At 44.7% G+C, this 24,309-nt stretch carries 24 protein-coding genes; 8 read left to right on the forward strand and 16 right to left on the reverse strand.

Translation table 11 applies throughout. The features are described from left to right. The first annotated feature begins 9 nt into the window (after nucleotides 1–9). A complete protein-coding gene (locus FB592_RS11065; protein WP_141949510.1) occupies nucleotides 10–1,428 on the forward strand; it encodes an MDR family MFS transporter in 1,419 nt (472 codons plus the stop codon). 46 nt (nucleotides 1,429–1,474) lie between these two features. Here FB592_RS11065 and yclQ read toward each other — a convergent pair whose 3' ends face one another. Genes yclQ through yclN form a run of 4 tightly spaced genes read right to left on the reverse strand, consistent with a single transcriptional unit; the run spans nucleotide 1,475 to nucleotide 5,092 of the window. Further along, nucleotides 1,475–2,428 (reverse strand): petrobactin ABC transporter substrate-binding protein YclQ, encoded by a 954-nt coding sequence (yclQ, locus tag FB592_RS11070; RefSeq protein ID WP_014478834.1) that lies wholly within the window; start codon nucleotides 2,426–2,428, stop codon nucleotides 1,475–1,477. 21 nt (nucleotides 2,429–2,449) lie between these two features. After that, complete coding sequence (gene yclP / locus FB592_RS11075) at nucleotides 2,450–3,208, reverse strand: petrobactin ABC transporter ATP-binding protein YclP (RefSeq protein WP_014475806.1); 759 nt, start codon at nucleotides 3,206–3,208, stop codon at nucleotides 2,450–2,452. Continuing rightward, nucleotides 3,202–4,149 (reverse strand): petrobactin ABC transporter permease YclO, encoded by a 948-nt coding sequence (yclO, locus tag FB592_RS11080; RefSeq protein WP_141949511.1) that lies wholly within the window; start codon nucleotides 4,147–4,149, stop codon nucleotides 3,202–3,204. Before yclO ends, yclP begins: the two co-directional genes overlap by 7 nt. Beyond that, nucleotides 4,142–5,092, reverse strand: coding sequence for a petrobactin ABC transporter permease YclN (gene yclN, locus FB592_RS11085; RefSeq protein ID WP_014475804.1), 951 nt, complete (start codon nucleotides 5,090–5,092; stop codon nucleotides 4,142–4,144). The genes yclO and yclN overlap by 8 nt, the downstream gene beginning before the upstream one ends. Before the next feature lie 384 nt (nucleotides 5,093–5,476). Between yclN and FB592_RS11090 the strand changes: the two genes are divergently transcribed. The 3 genes from FB592_RS11090 to FB592_RS11100 all read left to right on the forward strand — a co-directional run bounded on the left by FB592_RS11090 (nucleotide 5,477) and on the right by FB592_RS11100 (nucleotide 7,278). Continuing rightward, a complete protein-coding gene (locus FB592_RS11090) occupies nucleotides 5,477–6,841 on the forward strand; it encodes an aspartate kinase (RefSeq protein ID WP_021481755.1) in 1,365 nt (454 codons plus the stop codon). Between the two features lie 152 nt (nucleotides 6,842–6,993). Then, a complete protein-coding gene (locus FB592_RS11095; RefSeq protein ID WP_014478831.1) occupies nucleotides 6,994–7,107 on the forward strand; it encodes a YjcZ family sporulation protein in 114 nt (37 codons plus the stop codon). A gap of 81 nt (nucleotides 7,108–7,188) precedes the next feature. After that, nucleotides 7,189–7,278: a YjcZ family sporulation protein gene (locus FB592_RS11100; RefSeq protein WP_015482794.1), complete on the forward strand. Its 90-nt coding sequence runs from the start codon at nucleotides 7,189–7,191 to the stop codon at nucleotides 7,276–7,278. Between the two features lie 99 nt (nucleotides 7,279–7,377). Here FB592_RS11100 and phrC read toward each other — a convergent pair whose 3' ends face one another. From phrC to yclJ, 4 genes are all read right to left on the reverse strand, one after another. After that, nucleotides 7,378–7,500 carry a phosphatase RapC inhibitor PhrC gene (phrC, locus tag FB592_RS11105; protein WP_003224994.1) on the reverse strand — a complete coding sequence of 41 codons (123 nt, stop codon included), beginning with the start codon at nucleotides 7,498–7,500 and terminating at the stop codon, nucleotides 7,378–7,380. After that, nucleotides 7,484–8,632: a response regulator aspartate phosphatase RapC gene (gene rapC / locus FB592_RS11110; protein WP_014475800.1), complete on the reverse strand. Its 1,149-nt coding sequence runs from the start codon at nucleotides 8,630–8,632 to the stop codon at nucleotides 7,484–7,486. The genes phrC and rapC overlap by 17 nt, the downstream gene beginning before the upstream one ends. Nucleotides 8,633–8,794: 162 nt before the next feature. After that, nucleotides 8,795–10,216, reverse strand: coding sequence for a two-component system sensor histidine kinase YclK (gene yclK / locus FB592_RS11115; protein ID WP_072173981.1), 1,422 nt, complete (start codon nucleotides 10,214–10,216; stop codon nucleotides 8,795–8,797). Beyond that, nucleotides 10,203–10,886 carry a two-component system response regulator YclJ gene (gene yclJ, locus FB592_RS11120; RefSeq protein ID WP_003246532.1) on the reverse strand — a complete coding sequence of 228 codons (684 nt, stop codon included), beginning with the start codon at nucleotides 10,884–10,886 and terminating at the stop codon, nucleotides 10,203–10,205. Before yclJ ends, yclK begins: the two co-directional genes overlap by 14 nt. Nucleotides 10,887–11,098: 212 nt before the next feature. Between yclJ and FB592_RS11125 the strand changes: the two genes are divergently transcribed. Both FB592_RS11125 and FB592_RS11130 read left to right on the forward strand, forming a co-directional pair. Continuing rightward, nucleotides 11,099–12,562 (forward strand): ABC transporter permease, encoded by a 1,464-nt coding sequence (locus tag FB592_RS11125; protein WP_141949512.1) that lies wholly within the window; start codon nucleotides 11,099–11,101, stop codon nucleotides 12,560–12,562. A gap of 15 nt (nucleotides 12,563–12,577) precedes the next feature. Beyond that, nucleotides 12,578–13,258, forward strand: coding sequence for an ABC transporter ATP-binding protein (locus tag FB592_RS11130; RefSeq protein ID WP_032726533.1), 681 nt, complete (start codon nucleotides 12,578–12,580; stop codon nucleotides 13,256–13,258). Between the two features lie 104 nt (nucleotides 13,259–13,362). Here the strand turns inward: FB592_RS11130 and gerKB are convergent, their stop codons facing one another. From gerKB to gerKA, 3 genes are read right to left on the reverse strand one after another with little or no spacing between them, the layout of a single operon-like run. Continuing rightward, nucleotides 13,363–14,484 carry an endospore germination permease GerKB gene (gene gerKB, locus FB592_RS11135; RefSeq protein ID WP_141949513.1) on the reverse strand — a complete coding sequence of 374 codons (1,122 nt, stop codon included), beginning with the start codon at nucleotides 14,482–14,484 and terminating at the stop codon, nucleotides 13,363–13,365. A 24-nt stretch (nucleotides 14,485–14,508) separates the two neighbouring features. Further along, nucleotides 14,509–15,732, reverse strand: coding sequence for a spore germination protein GerKC (gene gerKC / locus FB592_RS11140; RefSeq protein ID WP_021481760.1), 1,224 nt, complete (start codon nucleotides 15,730–15,732; stop codon nucleotides 14,509–14,511). Then, nucleotides 15,722–17,356, reverse strand: coding sequence for a spore germination protein GerKA (gerKA, locus tag FB592_RS11145; protein WP_038828426.1), 1,635 nt, complete (start codon nucleotides 17,354–17,356; stop codon nucleotides 15,722–15,724). Before gerKA ends, gerKC begins: the two co-directional genes overlap by 11 nt. 125 nt (nucleotides 17,357–17,481) lie before the next feature. Between gerKA and FB592_RS11150 the strand changes: the two genes are divergently transcribed. Further along, a complete protein-coding gene (locus FB592_RS11150; RefSeq protein ID WP_014475793.1) occupies nucleotides 17,482–17,703 on the forward strand; it encodes a YczF family membrane protein in 222 nt (73 codons plus the stop codon). 14 nt (nucleotides 17,704–17,717) lie between these two features. Here the strand turns inward: FB592_RS11150 and FB592_RS11155 are convergent, their stop codons facing one another. Beyond that, entirely contained in the window at nucleotides 17,718–19,472 is a 1,755-nt protein-coding gene (locus FB592_RS11155; protein WP_021481762.1) for a right-handed parallel beta-helix repeat-containing protein, read from the reverse strand. Between the two features lie 279 nt (nucleotides 19,473–19,751). On the opposite strand from FB592_RS11155, the gene FB592_RS11160 reads away from it, so the two are divergent. Next, nucleotides 19,752–21,230, forward strand: a complete 1,479-nt coding sequence (locus FB592_RS11160; RefSeq protein WP_015715239.1) for a peptide MFS transporter — start codon at nucleotides 19,752–19,754, stop codon at nucleotides 21,228–21,230. A gap of 40 nt (nucleotides 21,231–21,270) precedes the next feature. Here FB592_RS11160 and FB592_RS11165 read toward each other — a convergent pair whose 3' ends face one another. The 4 genes from FB592_RS11165 to bsdC all read right to left on the reverse strand — a co-directional run bounded on the left by FB592_RS11165 (nucleotide 21,271) and on the right by bsdC (nucleotide 24,308). Next, on the reverse strand, nucleotides 21,271–22,116 hold the full coding sequence (locus tag FB592_RS11165) for an alpha/beta fold hydrolase (RefSeq protein ID WP_043940050.1): 846 nt from the start codon (nucleotides 22,114–22,116) through the stop codon (nucleotides 21,271–21,273). A gap of 65 nt (nucleotides 22,117–22,181) precedes the next feature. Continuing rightward, a complete protein-coding gene (locus FB592_RS11170) occupies nucleotides 22,182–22,646 on the reverse strand; it encodes a pyridoxamine 5'-phosphate oxidase family protein (RefSeq protein WP_021481766.1) in 465 nt (154 codons plus the stop codon). After that, complete coding sequence (bsdD, locus tag FB592_RS11175) at nucleotides 22,643–22,870, reverse strand: phenolic acid decarboxylase subunit BsdD (RefSeq protein ID WP_141949514.1); 228 nt, start codon at nucleotides 22,868–22,870, stop codon at nucleotides 22,643–22,645. Before bsdD ends, FB592_RS11170 begins: the two co-directional genes overlap by 4 nt. Before the next feature lie 16 nt (nucleotides 22,871–22,886). Next, a complete protein-coding gene (gene bsdC / locus FB592_RS11180) occupies nucleotides 22,887–24,308 on the reverse strand; it encodes a phenolic acid decarboxylase BsdC (RefSeq protein ID WP_141949515.1) in 1,422 nt (473 codons plus the stop codon). Between the last annotated feature and the right edge of the window lies 1 nt (nucleotide 24,309).

Below are 24,309 nucleotides of genomic sequence, written 5' to 3' on the forward strand. Positions count from 1 at the left end.
GGATATGTATTGAACACAAGTATTGAACAAAAATCTTTTAACCGTTCTGTCATTGTCGGCATTTTGTTAGCCGGAGCGTTTGTGGCGATTTTGAACCAGACATTGTTGATTACCGCACTTCCCCATATCATGAGGGATTTCAATGTCGATGCCAACCAAGCACAATGGCTGACCACATCATTTATGTTAACCAACGGGATTTTAATTCCGATTACCGCGTTTTTAATTGAGAAATTCACAAGCCGGGCGCTGCTCATCACAGCAATGAGCATTTTCACTGCCGGAACAGTCGTCGGAGCGTTCGCGCCGAACTTCCCGGTTCTGCTGACAGCGCGTATCATTCAAGCGGCTGGAGCCGGCATTATGATGCCGCTCATGCAGACTGTATTCCTGACAATCTTTCCGATTGAAAAGCGCGGCCAGGCTATGGGTATGGTCGGATTGGTCATCTCATTCGCGCCTGCGATCGGACCGACTCTTTCCGGATGGGCTGTCGAAGCTTTCTCTTGGAGATCATTGTTTTATATTATTCTTCCGTTTGCTGTGATTGATTTGATTCTTGCCAGCATCCTGATGAAAAACGTGACGACTTTAAGAAAAACACAGATTGATATTTTATCAGTCATCCTTTCAACATTTGGATTCGGCGGCCTTCTGTACGGATTCTCAAGCGTCGGCTCTTACGGCTGGTCCAGTTCAACCGTCTTGATTTCACTGCTGGTGGGTGTCATCGCGCTGCTCTTGTTTATCACAAGACAAATGAAGCTTGAAAAACCGATGCTGGAATTCCGCGTCTTCACGTTTGGCGTTTTCAGCTTAACAACACTGCTGGGAACCCTCGTCTTTGCATTATTGATCGGTACGGAAACTATCCTGCCGCTTTATACACAAAATGTCAGAGACGTCACAGCTTTTGATACAGGGCTTATGCTCCTTCCGGGAGCCGTTGTGATGGGCTTTATGTCGCCGATTATCGGCAGAATTTTTGACCGTGTCGGCGGAAGAGGGCTGGCGATTGCCGGTTTCTGCATCATCTTCCTGACATCTCTGCCGTTTATGCAGCTGACTGACCATACGTCACTCGCTTGGATTGTCGTTTTATACACCGTTCGTCTCTTAGGCACCGCCATGATCATGATGCCGGTGACAACAGCCGGAATCAACGCGCTGCCGCGCCACTTGATTCCGCACGGAACTGCGATGAACAACACGATTCGCCAAGTCGGCGGCTCGATCGGAACCGCACTATTGGTTTCCGTGATGAGCAACCAGGCGGCACATGCAGGCACGTCAAATGTAAAGCACGCCGCCCTGCACGGCATGAATGCCGCTTTTATTGTGGCTGCCGTCATTGCACTTGTCGGCTTCCTTCTCTCATTCACATTAAAGAAACCTCAGCGCCCTGCCGAACAGCAGCCGGCACGCTGATTAACAAAAAAAGAGCCCCGCTACTTAGCGGAGGCTCTTTTTGGTTTTACTTTTCTAAACCGTCTTTCACTTCTTTGATCATTTGTGCCATAGACTCAAGACCGCCTCCTGATAAGTACCAAGTAGCAGAATCAAGGTAGACGACATGATCATTTTTCACTGCGTTTACATTTTTCACATAATCATTTTCAACGACTTGTTTAGTAGATGATGTTTCACCGATCGCTGTACCGCGGTCAATGACAAACAGGTAATCCGGGTTTGTTTTTGAAATGTACTCGTAAGAAACGCTTTGTCCGTGAGTAGACGCTTTGATGTTTTTATCAGCCGGTGTCACGCCGAACACGTCATGGATCAGGCCGTATCTTGATTTAGGACCGAATGCGCTGATCTTCCCGTCGTTCGCCATGATGACGAGACCGTTTTTGTTAAGCTTTTCAGCCGTTTTCTTTACATCTGCGATTGAATGATCGATTTTTGCGAGTTCATCCTTCACTTCATCTTCTTTATCGAAGATCTTACCGATTGTTTCTGCGTCAGACTTAAATGATTCCATATACTTCGCTGTGTCTACGCCAAGGTAAATTGTCGGCGCAATTTCAGAGAATTCTTTGTAAGACTCAGATTGTCTTCCTGAGATAATGATCAAGTCAGGGTCTAAATCTGCCACTTTCTCGAAGTCTGGCTCTTTTAAGCTTCCGACGTCAGCATATTTGTCATCCTTGAATTTGGACAGATATTTAGGAAGGGCTTGTTTCGGCAGTCCCGCTACTTTATCATCAAGACCAAGTTTATCTAATGTATCTAAGCTTCCAAAGTCAAATACGACAACTTTTTTAGGGCTCTTCGGTACTTTTGTTCCGTTTTTGTCCAGCTGGTGTTTCACCGTGATTTGTTCTTCCTTAGAATCAGAACCTTTGCTGCTTGTGCTTTGGTTTCCGCATGCAGAAATCACAACTGCCGTCACCAAAGCGATGAATAGTAATGCGAACTTTTTCATGCTCTTCACCTCTTCTATATATTAAGAAAAATAGACACCTATTCTTTGATTATCAATCGTCTGAATCGGGATGGTCATATCGTAGATTTCCTCAAGCACTGATGTTTCTATCATTTCTTCAGGTGGTCCTTCTTTTACGATTCGGCCGTTTTTCAAAGCGACGATATGGTCAGAATAGACTGAAGCAAAATTGATATCGTGAATAACGATGACGATCGTTTTTCCAAGCTCCTCTACCAGCCGTTTCAGCAGTTTCATAATTTCAACTGAGTGTTTCATATCCAGATTGTTCAGCGGCTCATCCAGAAAAATATAATCTGTGTCCTGGGCAATGACCATGGCGATAAATGCCCTTTGGCACTGTCCGCCGCTCAGCTGATCCAAGTATTTGTCTTGAATGTCTTCCAGCTTCATATAGCTGAGCGCCTGGTTAATATGAACCCAGTCTTCCTCTGTCAGCCGGCCCTGTGAGTACGGAAACCTGCCAAAACTGACGAGGTCTTTGATCGTGAGCCTGATATTAATTTGGTTCGCCTGCTTCAAAATGCTCATTTTCTTGGCAAGCTCTTTGCTGTCACATGCTCCAATCTCTTGTCCGTCTATGTAAATCTCGCCGGAATCCTTTTTGATCAGGCGGCTCATGATAGACAGCAGCGTACTTTTGCCGGCGCCGTTAGGACCGATAAACGAGGTGATTTTGCCCTTTTGAATCGTGACTGACGTCTCTTCAAGAACAACTTTCCCGCCATATTGTTTGCTTACATTTCTGACCTCTACCATGATTTATTCTCCTTTAACAGCAAGTAGATAAAATAAATCCCGCCGGCAAAATTAATAATGACGCTCAGCGTCGTTGAGAAGGTAAACACTTTCTCAACCACAAACTGCCCTCCGACCAGCGCAATGATGCTGATGAAAACAGAGCCTGCGATTAAGTATGAATGCTTATATGTTTTCAGGAATTCTCTCGCCAGGTTGACGACTAGAAGGCCTAAAAACATGATCGGCCCGACTAGCGCTGTTGAAACAGAAACCAAAATCGCAACCACGATCAGCATCTGCTTCACCACTTTGTCGTAGTTAATACCCAAATTCACGGCGTGCTCGCGTCCGAGCGACAGCACATCGAAAAATTTTGTAAAACGCCAGACATAAACGCCTGTCAGCAGGAAGATGATGAACGCGAGCCATAACAAATCCGTATTGATATTGTTAAAGCTGGCAAACATCTTGTCCTGCACAACTTGGAACTCGTTCGGATCAATCAGCATCTGCATAAAGGAAGACAGGCTGCTGAACAGCGTGCCAAACACGATTCCGATAAGCAGAAGGAAAAAGATATTTCTCCCCTCACCCTTGAACATGATCTGATACAAAACAAGAGAAAACAGTATCATCAGCAGAACAGAGATGATAAAGTTGATGTTTTTATTCATGATGACCATATTCGCAGAACCGAACAAAAAGATAATGCCAGTCTGAATCAGCATGTAGAGAGAATCAAGGCCCAAAATGCTCGGCGTCAGGATGCGGTTGTTCGTAATCGTTTGAAAGATCATGGTCGAAAACGCAATCGCTCCCCCCGTCAGCACAATGGCAGCGACTTTTTTGATTCGTCTCGGCAGGGTGTAATCCCAATTGCCTAAGTCATAAAACAAAAACAAGCCGATACATACAATGGCTAAAACAACGAGCAAAGCTATTTTCATCTGGTTACGCATAGGCTTTTCTCCTTAACAGCATAAACAGGAAAATGCCGCTGCCGATGATTCCGACCATCAGGCCAATCGAGATTTCATAAGGGAAGATAATGATTCTGCCCAGTATATCGCAAAACAGCACAAACACCGCTCCCAACAGCGCAGTATGCGGCAGGCTGCTCTTCAGATTGTCTCCTCTGTAAATCGATACAATATTCGGGATGATTAAACCGAGAAACGGCAGCATACCGACAGTCAAAATGACAAGGGACGTGATCAGGGACACGATAATGAGCCCGATGTTCACAACCCGTTTGTACTTCAGGCCGAGGTTGACAGAAAAGCTTTCACCCATACCGGCCAATGTGAATTTATCCGCATACACATAGGCAATGATGACGAGCGGAATACTCAGATAAAGAAGCTCGTATCTTCCTTTCACGACTAAAGAGAAGTCTCCCTGCAGCCATGATGACACATTCTGGATCAAGTCATATTTATATGCGATAAATGTCGCGATTGAACTGACGATATTCCCGAGCATTAAACCGACAAGCGGAATAAAGATGGTGTCGTTAAACTTGATTCTTTCAAGGATTTTCATAAACAGAAAATTTCCTGCAAGGGCAAAGACAAACGCGACCAGCATTTTGATTAAAGGACTGGCCGATGTAAACAGCAGCAAGGAAATTAAAATGCCGAGCCGAGCCCAATCCATCGTGCCCGCCGTCGTCGGTGACACGAATTTATTTCTGCTGATCTGCTGCATAATCAAACCGCAGATGCTCATGCTTAATCCCGCGATGACAATGCTGATCAATCGCGGCAAACGGCTTGCAAACAGCGTTGACGCCTCTTGTTTGCTTAAATCGAAGAGATCAAGCGGCGACAGATCTTCTACACCGATAAATACAGATGTGACTGCTAATATGATAAGTAGAATAAATAAGTAACGTAGCTTCATGCTGCCTCCTTACATCCTTACAGCAAAAAGAACGTATCTCCTACTCCGCAAGGACTCAAAACAATATGGCCATATAGTAATTGATTATCATTATCATTTACATATTACCATTTTTCTAGGGTTAGTCAATATTCTTTAAAAATATTAACCTAGTCATTTATCCATTTTACTAATCATTCTAACCATTTTCCATCACAAAACGTTAGGCTGTTTACCATATTTATCTTTATAACGCAGGTATACGGTCAGCAAACCTGACATTATTCCTCGTGGAAAATACAAATGTTCTCCCCATATAGAAATTCCCCCTTGATTTACAGTACTGAAAGAGAGATAATAAATACTAAATTTGTGTGAAAATTTTAAACATTAGGAGATGTAAACATGAAGGTCGTTAAATTCGGAGGCAGCTCACTTGCTTCAGGCGCCCAGCTTGACAAGGTGTTTCACATCGTTACCTCAGATCCGGCACGGAAAGCTGTAGTCGTTTCAGCTCCGGGAAAACGCTATGCCGAGGATACGAAAGTGACTGATCTCTTAATCGCATGTGCAGAACAATATTTGGCAACAGGCAGTGCACCTGAACTGGCGGAAGCAGTTGTGGAACGGTACGCTCTCATCGCCAATGAGCTTCAGCTAGGGCAAAGCATTATCGAAAAAATCAGAAATGATCTGTTTACGCTTTTAGAAGGAGATAAAAGCAATCCCGAGCAATACCTTGACGCAGTCAAGGCCAGCGGAGAGGATAACAATGCCAAGCTGATCGCCGCTTACTTCCGTTATAAAGGCGTCAAAGCGGAATATGTAAACCCGAAGGATGCTGGCCTCTTTGTGACAAATGAACCCGGCAACGCGCAAGTTCTTCCTGAATCCTATCAAAACCTCTATCGTCTTCGGGAACGTGACGGACTCATCATTTTTCCCGGTTTTTTCGGATTCAGCAAGGATGGCGATGTGATCACATTCTCACGGAGCGGTTCTGATATTACCGGTTCGATTCTTGCCAACGGACTACAAGCCGATTTGTACGAAAACTTTACAGACGTAGACGCTGTGTATTCTGTCAATCCGTCCTTCGTTGAGAATCCAAAGGAAATCAGCGAGCTGACATATAGAGAGATGCGGGAGCTGTCCTACGCGGGTTTTTCAGTGTTTCATGATGAAGCGCTCATTCCGGCATTCAGAGCGGGGATTCCTGTTCAGATCAAAAATACGAACAACCCCTCAGCCGAAGGCACCCGCGTCGTCAGCAAGCGGGATAACACAAACGGGCCTGTCGTCGGCATTGCCAGCGACACCGGTTTTTGCAGCATTTATATCAGCAAGTATCTCATGAACAGAGAAATCGGTTTTGGCCGCAGAGCCCTTCACATCCTGGAGGAGCATGGTTTGACGTATGAGCATGTTCCATCGGGAATCGATGACATGACAATCATTTTACGGCAGGGGCAAATGGATGCCGCCACTGAACGCAGCGTCATCAAACGGATCGAAGAGGATTTGCATGCCGATGAAGTCATCGTCGAGCATCATCTCGCCCTGATTATGGTTGTAGGGGAAGCGATGCGCCACAATGTCGGTACAACAGCAAGAGCCGCCAAAGCATTATCAGAGGCACAGGTGAATATCGAAATGATCAATCAGGGATCTTCTGAAGTGAGCATGATGTTTGGCGTAAAAGAAGCCGAAGAAAGAAAAGCCGTCCAAGCGTTATACCGGGAATTTTTCGCGGGCGTGCTGATCTCTTAATCGTACATAAATAGCGGGCGGCAGCGCCCGCTATTTTTTATATCACCTTCATATAGCCGAATTCTTCATTTTTTCTCTTGTCCACTATTATCCCTGCCAAATGGATCGGTTCAGCATATCTTATAGTATCCTTCATAGGGAGGTGAAACCTTATGTCAGGATACTCTAACGGCGGCGGTTACGGCGGCATCAGTTCTTTCGCTTTAATCGTTGTATTGTTTATTCTTTTAATTATCGTAGGGACTGCGTTTGTTGGCGGCTACTAAGCTGCTGACCGTCTCTGCGGAACCCTGTCCGCCACAGTTTTGCAGTATATGCTGAAGCAATCTCGCAAGGAGGTGCACAAAATGTCAGGTTACGGAACTTCTTTCGCTTTGATTGTTGTGTTATTTATCCTCTTGATCATTGTGGGAACTGCATTTGTAGGAGGCTACTAAATAAACGTAATCTCCATGAAGGCGGCACCGCAAGACTATGTCCTGCGGTGTTTTTTTGAAAAGAAAAACCCCTTCTCGCTAATGAGAAGGGGCTTGCTCTTACGTCATTCCTCTTTCTGTCACATGAAAGTCGAGTGCTTCCGCATTAGCAGAAACGCCAGCCGCTGTAAAAATCGCGGCTGCGGCCAAACAAATAACAAACAACTTAGATTTCAATTTCATACAAACCTTCACTCCTTTGTATTTGTTTTCTTGCCTCTTCAACTTGTAGAAAGTAGGAAGCAGACAGTTTAAACCATTTCTGTTCATAGTAATATTTTGCTACTTCTAGGGCTAAATCCTCTATATCAGCGTACATATTTTTATTTTTTAAGTACTGGAAACATCGTTCGATTCCTTCTTCATTGGGCTGATCCTGATATAGGGATTGCAAAAACTCGAATTTTACGGCATAGTCTGCATCGTCTGTTTCTTTAGCATATTCATAGCCCCGCTTGTGATATTCCGAAGCTTTATCATGTTTTCCCTGTTTATAATAAATCAGGGTGATTAAAAAATAGGCTTGCGGGAGAGAATTGACGATCCTGCTGCTTTCAAATGTGGAGACCGCTTTTTCAAAGTAATCAATGGCAGGGTCTAGAAGGTCTTGATTGTAATAGCATAACCCGAGATTGTAGTATGCTCTTCCAACCAGCTGGGCTTTTTGTTCCGCTTGGGCCATATTGAGCGCTAATTTGAAATGGCGTGCGGCTTGTTCGAAATTTCTTTCATCCATCAGGTTGACCCCGAAGACGAAATGGCATTGAATGATTCTCACATTATAGGTTTCCTGCTCCACGTAAATTTCATAGGCGTTTTTTATATTAATCAATGAAAAATACGTTTGCTTCATATAATAATAAGCTTCCGCGATTTTAAAATAAAATTCAGCCCGTTCAATATGGTCTGCGACAAAGGAGAGCTTTTTCTCCGCCTGTTTATAGTATGTAATGGCAGAAATAAATTCCCGCTTATCAAATTCATACATCCCGCGAAAAAAATTCACGTAATAGTCGAGCAGCCCTTTGAGATCTGCCTGGTTGCTGTCAATGTTTCTTGATAATTCAGACAGGCTTGGCTGGTCTTCGATATTTAATTTCTCTAACGGCTCAAGATAATCCAGCATAAGCTGGTGCCGGAATTCCATTAGTGAATAATAAAGCAGCAAGTTGGAATCATGCTGCATGTGTTTCAGTTCCTGCTGGATTTCAGCTTTTAACACTTCGGCATCCGGCACGCTGAATGTCCGGATATATCTGTACCACTCGTTAATTTTTTGACCGACCGCTGAAGAAGGAATTACCCCGCTCTTCATTCCTTCACCCTCTCCCATCAAAAACTGTTTATGTCATATTTTATCATGTTTATAGACCGTCCCAACCCGAAAAACACGCAATCTTTGTTTTCGGGAGCACGCAATAAACCGAAGCGGTGTGCAAAAAAGGCGGATGCATCAGTTGATGCGCCGCCCTGTATGCTATTGCTGTTTTGCCGTTAAAGGAAGGCGGATGATGAACTTTGTGCCTTTCCCTTCTTCACTCTTGATTTCTACTGTGCCCTGGTGCATTTCAACGAGCTGCCTTACGATCGAGAGACCGAGTCCGTATTCACCGTATGCTGTGTTCGTTCTTGAAATATCTGCTTTATAGAATCGCTCCCAAATATGCTCAATATCCTCTTTTGGAATGCCGATACCCGTGTCTTCAATTTCAATAATCGTCTCTTTATAACCTTCCATTCCGCGCAGCCAAATGTCACCGTTTTGCGTAAATTGGATGCTGTTTTTCGTAATGTTGACGAGAATTTGAATGAACCGGTCATAATCGGCATGTACGATGACGTGATCCTCTACTTGGATCATCAGCTTGTTTTGTTTTTCTTCCGCCTGCTGCTGCAAGTGCTCTTTCACGATTTCAAACACCTCGATCAGAGGAACGTCTAGCTTGTTCAAGGTAATTTGCTGGGATCTGATTTTTTCATAATCCAGATTTTCTTTTACGAGCCGCAGCATGCGCTTCGTTTCCTCACTGATCAGCGAGAAGCATTTATCCTTTTTATCCTCAGGAATCGTATGGCTGTTCAACCCTTCAACCAAACCGTTGATCGTCGTCAGCGGTGTTTTTAATTCATGTGACACGTCAGCGATAAACTGCCTTCTCCGCTTCTCAAGGCGCTCGATTTCATCCCTTGACTGCTTTAGTTTTTTCGCCATGATATTAAAGTCAGAGGCCAGAACGCCGATTTCGTCCCCGTAGCTGTTTTCCAAATGGATGTCATAATCGCCGGAAGCCACTTTATCTGTCGCTTCTCTCAGCTTTTGAATCCGCTTGACATGGAATTTGGACAGAAGCCAACTCACGAGAATCGTAATCACAAGCGTGCTGATCACAGCGTAAAACATATAGAGGTTGACCTGATTGACCATCTGTTCAACGCCGCTGATCGGAGAAATCAGCAGAACGGCGCCTTTAAATTCGTTCTGAACAAATATAGGCTGCGCCACAAGTGACACTTCATCATCAAAACGGCCATCTGCCCTGATCATGACAGTCTGCCCTTTTTTAAGCTTATTCCATTCTGATTTCTTCAGCTGTTCCCTTGGTGGGTGATGAAAGCCTTCAGGAAGAAAATAGGGCTGCTGCTCTTCATTAAAGATGATAAACTGCGTCTTTCTTGTGCTTAACATGTCCTGATAAGGATAGAGCCTGCGCATGTCCACCTGGCCGGCTTGGAATTCATTTGCAATCTGCACCGCATATGACGTCAATTCCTCTACTTTGTTCTGATAGGCAAATTCCTTCACAAAGTGGGAAAACAGAGAAATGATAATGACAAACGCTAAAATCAAAATGCTGATATGGCTTAGCAGCAGCTGATATAAATATTTAATCTTCATCAAATTTATACCCTACTCCCCACACAGTATACAGGAAAGGCTTGTCCTCGCTGGCAAGCTTTTTCCGCAGCCGTTTGATATGAACGTCAACCGTTCGCTCATCTCCATAAAATTGATAGCCCCATACCTGCTCAAGCAGCTGTTCTCTGGAGAACACCTGCCGCGGATTTTGGACAAGGTAATAAAGCAGATCGAATTCCTTCGGCGTGAGATTTTCTACAGGCTCTCCGTTTAATAATACTTCTCTCGTCTTCTTATTAATGGTAAAGCATTCCGTTTCAATCATATCTTCATCAATAACCGCTTTGCCTGTCGCCTTGTATCTTCTGATGACGGCTTTGATGCGGGCAACCAATGTCAGCGGGCTGAACGGCTTTGTGACATAATCGTCCGCCCCCATCTCAAAGCCGATGACCTGATCTGATTCAGTGTCTTTGGCAGTCAGCATGATAATCGGCACCGTGCTTGTCTCTCTTATTTTTCTGCAGATGGTCACGCCGTCCATAGATGGAAGCATGATATCCAAAATGATCAGATCCCAATTTTCTTCCGTAAAACGCTGGTACCCTTCTAACCCGTCATGAACGAATTCCGCTTCAAAACCTTCTTTAAAAAAGAACATCTCCGTCATCGTACATACACTAACATTATCTTCTATCATTAATATTTTCATTATATCCTCCGATTGTTTTGATGCTTTTTTATATAATAGCACCATTTTAAACAGAAGGTTTTGCGTTTCACAATTGTTAGTTTTTATTTCATCAACTAGAAATAGATTGTTCATATTTTTTTCATACCTTTGGACTACTATTAATTTATCAACAAGCAAGCCCGCCCCAGAGGCGGTCTTATCAATAAAAATACCAATGCGGAGGAACATAAATGAACTTTATCAAACGAGCCTTTTGGAATATGAAGGCTAAAAAGGGAAAAACGTTATTGCAATTATTTGTGTTTACAGTCATATGTGTCTTTGTTCTATCAGGCCTCACCATCCAGTCGGCAGCACAAAAGTCAAGCGAACTGGCCAGACAGGAACTCGGCGGAAGCGTGACACTTCAGGTTGACCGCCAAAAGCAAATGGAAAAACAGCAGGACAGCGGTGAAAAACGCAGCTTCGAATCAGCACCGATCAAAGTGTCTGATGCGAATAAGCTTGCAGCGCTTGATCATGTGAAGAGCTACAATTACACCACATCAGCTTCAGCCAACGCAGGAAACTTTGATGCGATTGAAAGCTCAAGCTCTAGTTCAAGTGATTCCAGCTCAAGCAGTTCGAGCTCAACCGCTAAAAACAGCCAAGGCGGAGGACAAGGCGGACCGCAAATGGTGCAAGCCGATCTTTCGATTGAAGGTGTCATCAGCACAGCGTTAGTCGATGATTTCTCTGACGGAGATTCAAAAATCACTGACGGACGCGCGATTACAAAATCAGATGTCGGCAAAAAAGTAACAGTCATCAATGAAACATTAGCGGAAGAAAATGATTTAAGCGTTGGCGATTCGATCACAATTGAATCAGCAACGGATGAGGATACAACAGTAAAGCTGAAGATCGTCGGTATTTATAAAACAACATCTTCAGGTGATGACCAAGCCCAAAATTTCTCTTTCTTAAATCCTTATAACAAGCTTTATACGCCTTACACAGCAACAGCGGCGCTGAAAGGCGACGACTATAAAAATACGGTTGACTCAGCTGTTTACTATATGGACGACGCGAAAAATATGGATGCTTTCGTAAAAGCAGCGAAGAAAACATCAATTGACTTTGATACGTACACACTGAATACAAACGATCAGCTTTACCAGCAAATGGTCGGACCGATTGAAAATGTGGCTTCTTTCTCTAAAAACGTGGTGTATCTTGTATCAGTGGCAGGCGCCGTCATTCTTGGCCTGATTGTCATGATGTCAATCAGGGAGCGCAAATACGAAATGGGCGTGTTAATGGCCATCGGTGAAAAACGATGGAAATTGATTGGACAGTTCTTGACTGAGATTCTGATTGTGGCCGTTATCGCTATCGGCCTTGCATCTGTGACGGGAAATCTCGTCGCGAATCAGCTTGGAAATCAGCTTTTATCCCAGCAAATCAGTTCATCAACCGATTCAACGCAAACCGCAAGCGGACAAATGCCCGGCGGCGGTGGCATGGGCGGCAAAATGTTCGGCCACAGTTCATCCAACGTGGACGTTATCGATTCACTGAACGTCGCGGTTTCTATGAACGACATGCTTATACTTGGCGGGATCGGCATCCTAATCGCAATCATTGCAACATTGCTGCCGTCAATTTCAGTACTGCGGCTTCATCCGAAAACGATATTGACAAAACAGGAATAGAAAGAGGCGGAACCTATGAGCTTATTAGAATTTCAACAAGTCGGCTACTGGTATAAAGACAAAAGCCAGCCATTGTTTCAGGATATTAACATCAGCTTTCAAAAAGGAAAATTCTACACAATCGTCGGAACATCAGGGACGGGGAAAACCACTTTCCTGTCTCTGGCAGGCGGACTTGACGCACCAAAAGAAGGAAACATCCTTTACGACGGAAAAGCGGTTTCTAAAATCGGCTTAACCAATTTCAGAAATCAATATGTATCAATCGTCTTTCAGGCGTACAACCTGCTCCCGTATATGACGGCTTTGCAGAACGTCACAACCGCTATGGAAATCACAGGTTCTAAAGAAAAAAACAAAGAATCATATGCGCTTGACATGCTGCAGAAGGTTGGCATCAACGAAAAACAAGCCCGGCAAAAAGTGCTCACACTGAGCGGCGGACAGCAGCAGCGGGTATCAATTACAAGGGCTTTCTGCTGTGACACGAATCTTATCGTAGCCGATGAACCGACCGGAAACCTTGATGAGGACACATCAAAAGAGATCGTACGGCTCTTTCAAGATCTGGCACACAAGGAAAATAAATGTGTCATCATGGTGACGCACGATGAACAAATTGCAAAAGTGTCAGACATCAATATCAGACTTTCAAGAGGAAGCTTTACTGTGAAGGAAAACATCGCAGTCGTATAACAAAACGCGCCTCTGCCAGTGCAGACAGGGGCGCACCCTATATCCCCCTTTTATATAGAAGTGAACATAAAAAGAGCGGCGGCTGCATCCCCCCGCTCTTTTTATCATTTTTTTGCTTCCGCCCCTTTTGACTTCTCTCTTCGTTTCTTTTTCCAAACAGCCACAATAAACAGAAAGAGCGGAAACAATAATTGAAAAGGCAAATGAATATACAGCGGCACCACTTTCAAGCCTTCGTTCAAGTGCTCTGAAAAGTTAGTCGCGATCGTTATAGAAAGGATTAAGATGCCCAATCCCATCGGATAAGCCAATTGAGAGGGGTTCTTTTCCTTAAAGAGCGTAGATGTCCCAACCACAGTGGCATATAAGTAGAGGCTAACCTTAAAGAAGCCGCCGATGATCAGCGCCAGCATAAAAAAGACATCGAGCCGGTCTAAAAATTCTTCGACCTTGATTGTCTGGATCGTGCTTAAAAGCGGGAACTGGGATCTGAGTGTAAGATCAACATCAAGCACGCTGATATTAATCGCCACGGTGAGCGCCACAACCAATCCGCTAATAGCTATGGCAATCATCCCCATTTTTTTCACATCTTTTCTGTCATTCAGGTTAGGGAAAATCATCACAAATAAAACGACTTCGCCAAACGGAACGTACATGGTCTGAGTGAAAACTGAGTAAAGGACAGGAGAAAAGCCGTCTGCCAAAACCGGTTTTAAGTTATGCGGGTCTATAGAACCTGAGACAACAATCAGCACGAGGCCGATCGCGCCCAGTAAATACATGGCTCCGAAAAGTAGCTCAGCCGCGCGGGCGAGCACTTCGATTCCTTTTCTTACAGCGTATATGCTAACTATCACTAATAAACCATTTACAATAATGATAGGTGTATCATGATAAGCAAATGTCAGCAGCATTTCTCCAAAGTCACGCAGGACCCTTGCGGCAATATAGGCAAAGTACAAAATATAGAGAAATGAAAACAGCCAGCTCAGCTTGGTTCCCAGCATATCATCCATATATTCTTTCGGAGAAGAATTGGGGTAACATTGATAAATTCCTTGATACAAATAGAAAAGAAACAAACCGGCCACACACCCCAACAGAACTGCGATCCAAGCATCCCTGCCCGCCATTGATCCGGGTGTAATCAATAAGGAGCTGCCCAGCTCAAAAATGATAATCATGACAAACAGCTGCCTTATGCTTATTCTGGCTTTTTCCATCTGTCACTTCCCCTTTCTTCAGACCTAATCATCTTTAAACTGGTGTTTGATCGGATTGTTCCGCAATCCCGTCCTTCTGATATACGTCTCGGCCTTCACATCGATGGGCAGTTCGGGCAAATATTCTTTGTCCCATGTGTTCTTCATTTTCTCCCACTGCTCCGGATACTTTCTATATATCGTGTCACCAAAACCGACAAAATCTATCTTATTCTTCTTGATCATTTTCACAGTATGGCTGATTTCCTTTTCAAGCTCTTTGTTGAGCGCTTTTTCAATAGCGGCCAGCACCTTCGGATTAGACAATTGGAAAGGGTATTTGACAGCATCTATAATTCCTTCAACCGTCACTTTCACATGGATGTGCGGACGTCCGTTCCGCATATCAGGTACCAGCTTTGTATCTTGATGGGTTACCTGCAAGCTGACCGCATCTTTCGTCTTGCCCCAATCAGCATTAATAAACGTATGCTGGACCTTATTCATAAGCCAGACTGCCCCCACGCTTTCATCATCTTCAATCCAATACTTTAAATACCCAGCCTTATCAAAAACCGCCAAGCCGTCTGCCTGAAGAATGGCTTTCGGGTCAGTTGCCTGCGTGTTTTCCATGCTGACTCCTTTTTTATCATCGCCAATCATCAAATAACCCGGAATAATCGGTGCCCTTGTGTCGCTGGCAAGTGTTTTCAAAACGTCCTGAATATTGGTTTTGACCACCCGACCGTATTGCGCCTCCGTGAAATCGAGGGTTTTATTGACTTTATTTGACGGAATTTTATCAATAGGCGTTAGGATTTTCACGATGTTTTCTGCTTTTGTTTTATGGGCAACGACGAAGGTCGCCGTTGTCCTGAATTCCGTGTCCCGGTCAAGATTGTCTAATACAAAATCCAGCCCTTCCTCTTTCGCCAGCTTTTCGCTGATTACGACTAGGTTGGTATGGGCAAAATAAAGCCGCCGCGATACCTTCATGGAGGCTTTTCTGAGTGCTTCCGTCAAATTGTCGCCTTCAATTGAATAGACAGATACAGGCGGCCTGTCCCCAGCACCGCCTCCCTGAAGCCCGCCGGCGACATTTCCAGGATTGATAATTTGAAGATGCAGCACGTAGTTGCCTTCGTTTGTCCGATCGATGCCAATCGCCGAGATAATCGCAAGATCTGTCAGTTCACGCTTATCCCAGCAGCCGGGCAGCACAATGACGCTCAAAAGCATAAGAACGGCTAATAGACATTTACGTACCATTCTGATCCCCTTCTTCCAAGTCTTTGTTCACCATTCCTCGTGAAGCGGCCGGCTCTGGGCGTTGATCCTTCCCCTGCCGCACCTTATCTTCCTTACTGATCGATTCCGGCCTTTTTTCATCAGCCCACCACGGAATCCGGAAAAGCGCGTCCTTTACACCTTGTGAAGAAAAGGGTGCAAGCGGCGACATATATGGAACGCCGAATGAACGAAGACTGCATAAGTGGACAAACATCATAATGATCCCTAAAATCAGCCCGTAAAAACCCATAACAGCTGAGGCAATAATAAAAATAAACCGAATAAGCCGGGCTGAAATCGCCATTGCAAACGCCGGTGTTGCGAAACTCGCAATCGCGGTGAGTGCCACGATAATGACCATTGCCGGAGAGACGATACCAGCCTGTACGGCAGCCTGGCCGATTACGAGCGCGCCTACGATTGACACTGCCGAGCCGACAACCCGGGGCAGCCTGACTCCCGCTTCCCTCAGAATCTCAAAAGCAACCTCCATCGTCAGCGCCTCCACAACAGCTGGAAACGGGACAATCTCCCGCTGGGCCGCAATGACCACTAACAGCTGAGTCGGTATCATTTCTTGATGAAACGTCGTGGCTGCCACGTATACAGCTGGTGCCACAAGCGAAATGAAAAAGACTAGAACACGAAGAATCCGTATGCTTGTCGCAATGTCAAAACGCGAATAATAATCCTCAACAGACTGAAAAAATTGGACAAATAAGGCCGGGGCAATAAGCACAAACGGTGTTCCGTCCACAATAATCGCGAATCTTCCTTCTAACAGATTTCCCGCTACAACATCAGGGCGTTCTGTATGATACATAGTCGGAAACGTCGTAAAGGTTTCATCTTCAATCAGCTGCTCAATATATCCAGATTCCAAAATACTGTCAATATCTATTTTTTCCAGGCGCTGCTTCACTTCCTTCAGCACCTTTTCATCACATATTCCTTGAATGTACATGAGGGCGATATCCGTATTCGTAACAGAACCTTTTTTCATTTTTTCAACCCATAAATTCGGATTTTTAATGTATCGCCGGATCATGGAAATATTGGTTTGCAGAGACTCTGTAAACCCTTGGCGCGGGCCGCGGAATGACACCTGGGTGCTCGGCTCTTGGATGGAGCGCTGCTCTCCCCCTTGAGTGCTGCAAATCAAAGCTTCATCATAGCCATCAGCAAAAATGAGCGCATTGCCAAGCATTAACTCGGAAAAAAGCTTGTCCCAGCTCTTTTCCGCTTTCACCCCGCCCAGCGGGAGCGTTTTTTCAAGAATTTGCTGGATCGCATGAGTATTCTGGATAGACTCATCCTGTACCAATGGGTCAATTAACGACTCATGGATCGTGTTATTATCGACCAGCCCAGCAATATAGATAACAGCTAGGTGGACATGATCCTGCTCCCCGATTTTAATCTCGCGAATGATGACGTCAGAGCTGCTTCCGACTTCCTTTTTCGTTTCCGCTATATTCTTGGCCAAACTTGGAGAAATGAGAACCGGCCTTTCTTTTTCTTGCTTCTGTTCCTGATTCTTTTCTTCTGTATTGCGCTTGTCTTTCGAACTTGTATTGTTCTTTCGCTTAGAAAATAAAGGCATACACAAATACCTTTCCTTGTCGTTTTCTCATATTCTTCCTTTTAAAATTGAGATTATGCATTAGGTTTAGATGCGGTATAACTTCTCCGCCAACGATAGACACTAAAAGCGGAGGATGATGAAGCATGAAGATATTGGGCGTGACAGGAGTTATATTAATTTGTTTATTAGCTATTTCTGTATTGATGGACATGCTTCAAGGGTTCAGTTTAACAAAAGCCATTTATAACAATATGTCCAGCTTTAAGATGACAACATTTGCGGAATGGGTCGTGCTTTTATTTTTTGTGTTAGTACTTGTGAGAGAAATGTACGTGATCTATAAATCGAAAAAAAAGAACCCCTAGAGGGGGCGCTTTTTTCAGACGATAATATTGCCGTCTATTGCATCACTGCTGTGTTTGTTGATAGTCCCTTTAAAAATGCGGTTGCCGATGATTTTGGAATTGGTTGACGTGTTTGTTTGAATAGCTGTCGCAGTGCCCGCGGAGAGGTTATTGATGGTGTTTCCTGAGATGATAGAGCCTGCAGAGCCATTGAGATAAATCACAATCGGATTCCCGGCTGTTCTGTTGACTGAAATGGTATTATCAAAAATCTCATGCACACCGGCGCTGATATAGATGGTGACCAAAAGCGGAGATCTCTCTAAGTGGTTGCCGATAATTGAGGTTTTTGCACTTGTGGAGCAGTAAATGGGGTAATTTTTAAACTCTTTAAATGTATTGTTTTTGATGATAGCGCCGGCATTGTTTGTAACGGAAACAGAATATGATTCCGGCACTGCTTCAAACGCGCCAGGATTCAGTGTATTCCCTTCAATCACCGCGTTCCCTTGAGCAATCCAAATGCCTCGGCTGAATTTTCTCAGGAGATTATCTTTAATGATCATGTTTCCGCCCGAAACGCTCACACCGTCAACGACTTGAATGAGACAGTTATTCAGAAAAGCGGTGTCATCTGAAAGCACTGCACGAAGACCGATGCTGCGCCTTGTTTCAGACAGTCCGTTTTGAATTTGGTTTCCGTCTACCTTTACGTCGGAGGACTGATAAACCAATATCCCTGTGTTTTCAAAGTTGCTGATTTTGTTGTTCGTCACAAGAACGCTCTTTCCCCTGACATCAATTCCTGTTGAAAATCCGGTAATGAGGTTGCCAGCGATCACTGCATCACTGGTCTCTTTTCCTTGTGATACACCGAGTCCGGTTATCCCGACTCTTGGCGCAGCCGCCGCGTCTTCAGGGCGCCTCAGTATATTTCCCTTGATCACTGTTTGCGTCCCATATCCGTAGCTGATTGTATTGTCTGAGTGATTTCCTTCTATTAAAATGCCATACCCGTTAAAATTGGTCACAGAACTTGAAACGTTTCCAACAAAGTGGTTATTGCGAATTGATACATTAATCGGTTCCTCATAATCAACATCACCTTCGCCATATCCTTCAATGTCAATTCCGAATTTCGGCGCTGTTCCATTCCCCGTTCCGGCATCTTCAATCAAGCATTCCTCCACCGTGACCATGTCACATCCGGTAATGGAAATGTTATTTCTCCTCGACCGCCGAACCTCACAGCGGCGGATGATAATTTGCTCTGACGTTCGATAATCTTGATTGGTCTTTAATCCCCTTGGGCTGACTATGATCCCATCGCCGGTAAAATCGGAAATTTTCACATCATCAATGACAACATTCGAGCATCCTTCAATACATATGCCAAAGCCCCATTCATGGGTTGACCTTATACCTGCCGAGGCATACGTATGCTCATCCCGTTCGCCGATAATTTGTCCCCCGGAAATGGTTATATTCTCTTGCTTGCCTACATAAAATGCGGAATAACCCCACGAACTATTCGGTATCACTTTCATGATACATTCGGGGTCCATCATAATCTCAAGGTTGCCGGGAACAATGATCCCCGCGTTTCGAAACCTCTGATTAAGATCTCCGCCAAGCGTTGCGTCTATTAAATATGTTCCCTTTGGAAACCAGACAGTATGATAGCCTTTCGAAACAGCTGTACTAAGGCACTGATTAATCCGTTCTGTCGAATCCGTTTTACCATCTCCAGGAACACCGAAATCCGCTGCATTTAATATGAATTCAGCCAATTGCGAGCCTCCTTCTCTATGATTACTATCATGTTACTCACAAAGGCCCGATCTGCTTGTACATTTCTCTAAAATTTTATTAAAAAAATATAAAGGAATAGTTGTGTAAGAAAATCTCACGATAAAGAGTATAAAAATTAGGAGAAAATCACTATTTTTAGGTATTTATAATTTTTCCATTATGGAACTATTTGAAATGAGTATAAATTATATTGACACAAGTATTATATAAGAATATGATTTTTATAATACACTTTTTTTAGAAAGGGTTTGGCTGACATGGCTTCGATTGATAACGAAAGTATCATTAAAAGCGTCCCGCAAAAAGGGTTCTTTGGTCACCCGCGAGGACTATTTACACTATTTTTCACCGAATTTTGGGAACGTTTCTCTTACTATGGAATGAGAGCAATCTTACTTTACTATTTGTATACAGAGACGGTAAACGGAGGGCTCGGCTTTGACAAGGGCACTGCGGTTGCCATTATGTCGATTTACGGATCACTCGTATACATGTCCACCATTATTGGCGGATGGCTCGCTGACCGGGTATTCGGTACCGCAAACACCGTGTTTTACGGCGGCATATTCATTATGTTCGGCCACATTGCACTCGCCTATCCGGGCAGCGCGATCGCATTCTATATCAGCATGGTGCTTATTATTGTCGGAACAGGCTTATTAAAACCAAACGTTTCAAGCGTGGTTGGGGATCTTTACACGAAAGAAGACCCGCGCCGCGACTCAGGTTTCAGTATTTTCTACATGGGGATTAACCTCGGTGGTTTACTTGCGCCGTTAATTGTCGGAACACTCGGACAGAAGTACAACTATCATCTCGGCTTCGGAGCTGCCGCGGTCGGAATGCTTCTCGGACTTATCGTTTTTGCTTTGACAAGAAAGAAAAACCTCGGGCTTGCAGGTTCCAATGTGCCGAATCCGCTGTCTAAAAAATCTGCGATTGGCACCGGCATCGGTGTTATCATCGTGGCGATCGCAGTGATTATCTCTGTACAAACAGGCGTGCTGACGATCAATCGTTTTATCGACCTTGTAAGTATTCTCGGTATTTTGATTCCTGTCATTTATTTCATCATCATGTTTACAAGCAAAAAAGCGGACAGCACAGAAAAATCCCGTCTTGCCGCTTACATTCCTTTGTTTATCGGTGCTGTCATGTTCTGGGCCATTCAGGAACAGGGAGCGACCATTCTTGCGGTATACGCTGATGAACGCATAAGACTTTCATTGGGCGGATTCGAACTTCAATCATCATGGTTCCAATCATTAAATCCATTGTTTGTCGTCATTTTTGCGCCAATATTCGCATGGCTCTGGATGAAGCTTGGCAAACGCCAGCCGTCTACACCAGTTAAATTCTCAATCGGAATTATTTTAGCCGGATTGTCATTTATCATTATGGTATTCCCTGCTATGCAAGGAAAAGAAGCACTCGTAAGCCCGCTTTGGCTCGTTCTCAGCTTCCTGCTTGTCGTGCTTGGAGAGCTGTGCCTGTCTCCAGTCGGTTTATCCGTGACAACGAAACTGGCACCAGCTGCCTTCTCTGCACAGACAATGAGTATGTGGTTTCTGACGAACGCGGCAGCCCAAGCGATCAATGCCCAAGTAGCCGGATTGTTTGATAAAATTCCTGAAACAATGTACTTCGGCACCATCGGTTTGATTTCTATCGTTCTTGGCGGCATTCTCCTGCTGCTCTCGCCGATGATCAAACGCGCGATGAAAGGGGTCTTATAATCAGAAACAGCCCGCGGATTTTGATCTGCGGGCTGTTTTTTTATTGATCCAGCCATTTGCTGAAGCTTTGATCAAAGGCTTCCGGTTCTTCCAGCATCGGCTGATGGCCGCTCTTTTCAAAAATAACCTTATCCACATGGGGATATAAATCGTCAACAGCATCCCATAGCGAAACGGGTGCAACCAAATAATCATATCTCCCTAATCCGATATACACCGGCATACGAACATCAGCTAACCGCTGAAGAAGATCAATCCGGGCAAATGTATTGCCCCATAATTCATCAATGATCGGCATATTCGTGAATACGCCATCCCATAAGGCAGCTGCATGCGGCCGCTCTTGATAAAAGCTTTTCGCTTCAGCGCGAATACACATATGCACGAAGCGTCTTTCAGGATCTTTTTCAATGTCCTGCGGCAAATTCGCGATATCTTTTTCAAAGCGTTTCTTTCTCTCAAGGCTGGCTGTTTCCATGAAAAATGATTCACTTTTTCGCTGTCTTTCTTCACTGTTATCAGGCGCAGTATTGAAGAGCGCCACCTTCCGGACATGTTCAGGATATGTCCTGGCATATTCCAAAGCCATAAAAGCATGCCCGGAATGCCCCAGGATAATAATATCCTCAAACTGAAGAAATGTTCTCATCCTTTCGATATCAGCCAAGACGGCATCAAGCCTCGAATCCTCCGCACGAAGCCCTCGCTTAAGCTTAGCAAATCCCCTATGGTCGACAAAGACCCATTGATATTTCTGTTTGATATCTGAGGAAAAAAGGCGCGGGTAGTAAACCGCACTCCCGATCACAAGGATGGGTGCGCCCTCGCCCTCAATTCGATAAGCTAAATCAAAGCCGTCCGAGTGACAGATCCCCGCCCGTTCCATTTCTCACGCCCCCTTTGTTTTCATTATATAAAAAAAGCCTGACGCATGGCGTCAGGCTATCGATATTACCGCTTTAAATCTTCCAGGGTCTTTTCCCATCTGCTCAGCACCTCTTCAGCGCTGTGAAGCTGTATACGGACACCTGAAGTCAAATCAGCGTATTTCGCAACGTCCTCCTTCACTGAAACGATGCGGCAGGAAAAACGGTCTCTTTCATATTCGGCATCTTTCAAAGGCGGTAAAGGCGCGCATTCAAGCTTTACATAATAGGCCGCTCCCTTCCACCACGCCGTGAACTGTGCTTTTCCTGTGCGAAGGATGTTGGCCGAAGTCATTGTGTTTTTCCACAGAGCGATTCGGATATCAGTTCGGCTCAGCGCGATGATTTCACCTGCACTGATCATAGCGGCATGCGGCCAGCCATCCTCTGATACTGTTTGCAGAACGAAGGCCTCATGCTGCTTCTCATTCAGGCAGCTCCCGTCAAGCAGCTCAAAGAGACGGTCTGACATACAGTTCACGCGGATCAAGCCTTTCGTTCCGGCACCGCCGGAACTTCAATTGCTGTTTCTGTTTCCTTTGGATCAATTTTAAACGCTGGATTGTATTTTTCGGCATTTGTAATGCTTTCCGGTTCACAGGATCTCCATGTAAAAAAGCATGTTTGGCACTGATAAACTTCCCATGCGCCTTCTACAGGCGATTTGCTCATGACTTCTCCCTTTTTTGAGTCGCATCGAGGACATGTATGCATTTCGAACATCCTTTCCTTATTTATTCATTAAGTCCATTAGTTTTTGTTCCCATTCTTTCGTTGTTAGCGGAGAATCAAGCGGCTGTGAATAATGGCCTCTTGTTTCCGGCGCAACCGGTGTAGTGGCGTCGAGAATCATTTTGTGAGTGATTCCTGATGGATTGGATCCCGGATCAAGCGGCAGGACAGATAAGTCCGGAATGATGACCGCATCGTGTTTCGGATGCATTTTGGTCGAAAGCGCCCACATGACCTGCGGAAGGTTGAATGGATCGACATCCTCATCAACGACAATGACCATTTTGCAGTAGCCGAGTCCGTGCGGCGTTGTGAGTGCGCGCATGCCGACCGCTTTCGCAAATCCGCCATAGCGGGTTTTTGTGGAAACAATCGCGATTAAACCGTGTGTGTACATGGCGTTCACTGCCACAATTTCGTTCGGATACGCTTCTTTTAACTGCTGATAAAGCGGTACGCATGTGTTAATGCCGATCATGTAATCGCATTCTGTCCAAGGCATGCCTAAGTATAAATGTTCAAAGATCGGATTGTTTCTGTGATAGACGCGTTTAATTTTGATAATCGGCATGCTGCGTCCGCCGGAATAATGGCCTGTGAATTCACCAAACGGCCCTTCATATTCGCGCTCTCCGGCAATAATCTCACCTTCAAGCACCACTTCAGCACCCCACGGAACATCAAGATCAGACAGCTTTGATTTGACGATGCGATATGGTTCGCCTTGAATAGCGCCTGCCATTTCGTATTCTGATTGATCATAGAGAAGCGGAGTCGATGCCGCCGTTGTAATGACCGGCTCACAGCCGAGCGCAATGGTGACCGGAAGATTGATGCCGCGTTCTTCAGCTTGGCGCAGATGGATTGCAATATCGTGCTGCGGGACAGGCTGAATGCCAAGGCGGTCTTTTCCTTTGACTTGCATTCTGTAAATGCCGACATTTTGTTTGCTGAAGTTGTCAGGGTCCTCAAGATCACGGGAAATAACACACGCTTTGTCTAGATAGTAGCCTCCGTCTCCTTGGTTTATTCTGAAAAGAGGCAGTATATCGAACAAATTGATATCTTCTGTGATTTCATTTTCATGAAATGGCGCTGTTTCCTCACGTTTGACCGGCATCGGAAATTGGTCATAACGCTTTGCGAATTCAAAAAACTGTTCTTTTACCGGTGTGTCTTTCGGCATGCCCAGCATCATTGCATGGTTTGGCCAAGAGCCGATGACATTCATCGCAATTCGTGCGTTATGATAGCCGTAAATGTTGTTAAATAAGAGCGCGGGGCTTTTATCGCCAAGATTGCTGGCTGCCCGTGCGGCGGCCCCTAAATCCGGTTCCGGCTTTACCTCTTCATTCACTGTAAGCAGCTGTCCTTCTTTTTCAAGGGCAGCGAGAAATTCTCTGAAATCTTGATAAGCCATG

This window comes from Bacillus sp. SJZ110, assembly GCF_006715455.1.
Classification (GTDB): domain Bacteria; phylum Bacillota; class Bacilli; order Bacillales; family Bacillaceae; genus Bacillus; species Bacillus subtilis.

What these genes read in the sequence shown, in the direction of transcription:
- yclQ (WP_014478834.1), bottom strand. Translation starts at nt 2,428, where the DNA reads ATGAAAAAGTTCGCATTACTATTCATCGCTTTGGTGACGGCAGTTGTG.
- yclP (WP_014475806.1), bottom strand. Translation starts at nt 3,208, where the DNA reads ATGGTAGAGGTCAGAAATGTAAGCAAACAATATGGCGGGAAAGTTGTT.
- yclO (WP_141949511.1), bottom strand. Translation starts at nt 4,149, where the DNA reads ATGCGTAACCAGATGAAAATAGCTTTGCTCGTTGTTTTAGCCATTGTA.
- yclN (WP_014475804.1), bottom strand. Translation starts at nt 5,092, where the DNA reads ATGAAGCTACGTTACTTATTTATTCTACTTATCATATTAGCAGTCACA.
- FB592_RS11090 (WP_021481755.1), top strand. Translation starts at nt 5,477, where the DNA reads ATGAAGGTCGTTAAATTCGGAGGCAGCTCACTTGCTTCAGGCGCCCAG.
- FB592_RS11095 (WP_014478831.1), top strand. Translation starts at nt 6,994, where the DNA reads ATGTCAGGATACTCTAACGGCGGCGGTTACGGCGGCATCAGTTCTTTC.
- FB592_RS11100 (WP_015482794.1), top strand. Translation starts at nt 7,189, where the DNA reads ATGTCAGGTTACGGAACTTCTTTCGCTTTGATTGTTGTGTTATTTATC.
- phrC (WP_003224994.1), bottom strand. Translation starts at nt 7,500, where the DNA reads ATGAAATTGAAATCTAAGTTGTTTGTTATTTGTTTGGCCGCAGCCGCG.
- rapC (WP_014475800.1), bottom strand. Translation starts at nt 8,632, where the DNA reads ATGAAGAGCGGGGTAATTCCTTCTTCAGCGGTCGGTCAAAAAATTAAC.
- yclJ (WP_003246532.1), bottom strand. Translation starts at nt 10,886, where the DNA reads ATGAAAATATTAATGATAGAAGATAATGTTAGTGTATGTACGATGACG.
- FB592_RS11125 (WP_141949512.1), top strand. Translation starts at nt 11,099, where the DNA reads ATGAACTTTATCAAACGAGCCTTTTGGAATATGAAGGCTAAAAAGGGA.
- FB592_RS11130 (WP_032726533.1), top strand. Translation starts at nt 12,578, where the DNA reads ATGAGCTTATTAGAATTTCAACAAGTCGGCTACTGGTATAAAGACAAA.
- gerKB (WP_141949513.1), bottom strand. Translation starts at nt 14,484, where the DNA reads ATGGAAAAAGCCAGAATAAGCATAAGGCAGCTGTTTGTCATGATTATC.
- gerKC (WP_021481760.1), bottom strand. Translation starts at nt 15,732, where the DNA reads ATGGTACGTAAATGTCTATTAGCCGTTCTTATGCTTTTGAGCGTCATT.
- gerKA (WP_038828426.1), bottom strand. Translation starts at nt 17,356, where the DNA reads ATGCCTTTATTTTCTAAGCGAAAGAACAATACAAGTTCGAAAGACAAG.
- FB592_RS11150 (WP_014475793.1), top strand. Translation starts at nt 17,482, where the DNA reads ATGAAGATATTGGGCGTGACAGGAGTTATATTAATTTGTTTATTAGCT.
- FB592_RS11160 (WP_015715239.1), top strand. Translation starts at nt 19,752, where the DNA reads ATGGCTTCGATTGATAACGAAAGTATCATTAAAAGCGTCCCGCAAAAA.
- FB592_RS11165 (WP_043940050.1), bottom strand. Translation starts at nt 22,116, where the DNA reads ATGGAACGGGCGGGGATCTGTCACTCGGACGGCTTTGATTTAGCTTAT.
- bsdD (WP_141949514.1), bottom strand. Translation starts at nt 22,870, where the DNA reads ATGCATACATGTCCTCGATGCGACTCAAAAAAGGGAGAAGTCATGAGC.
- bsdC (WP_141949515.1), bottom strand. Translation starts at nt 24,308, where the DNA reads ATGGCTTATCAAGATTTCAGAGAATTTCTCGCTGCCCTTGAAAAAGAA.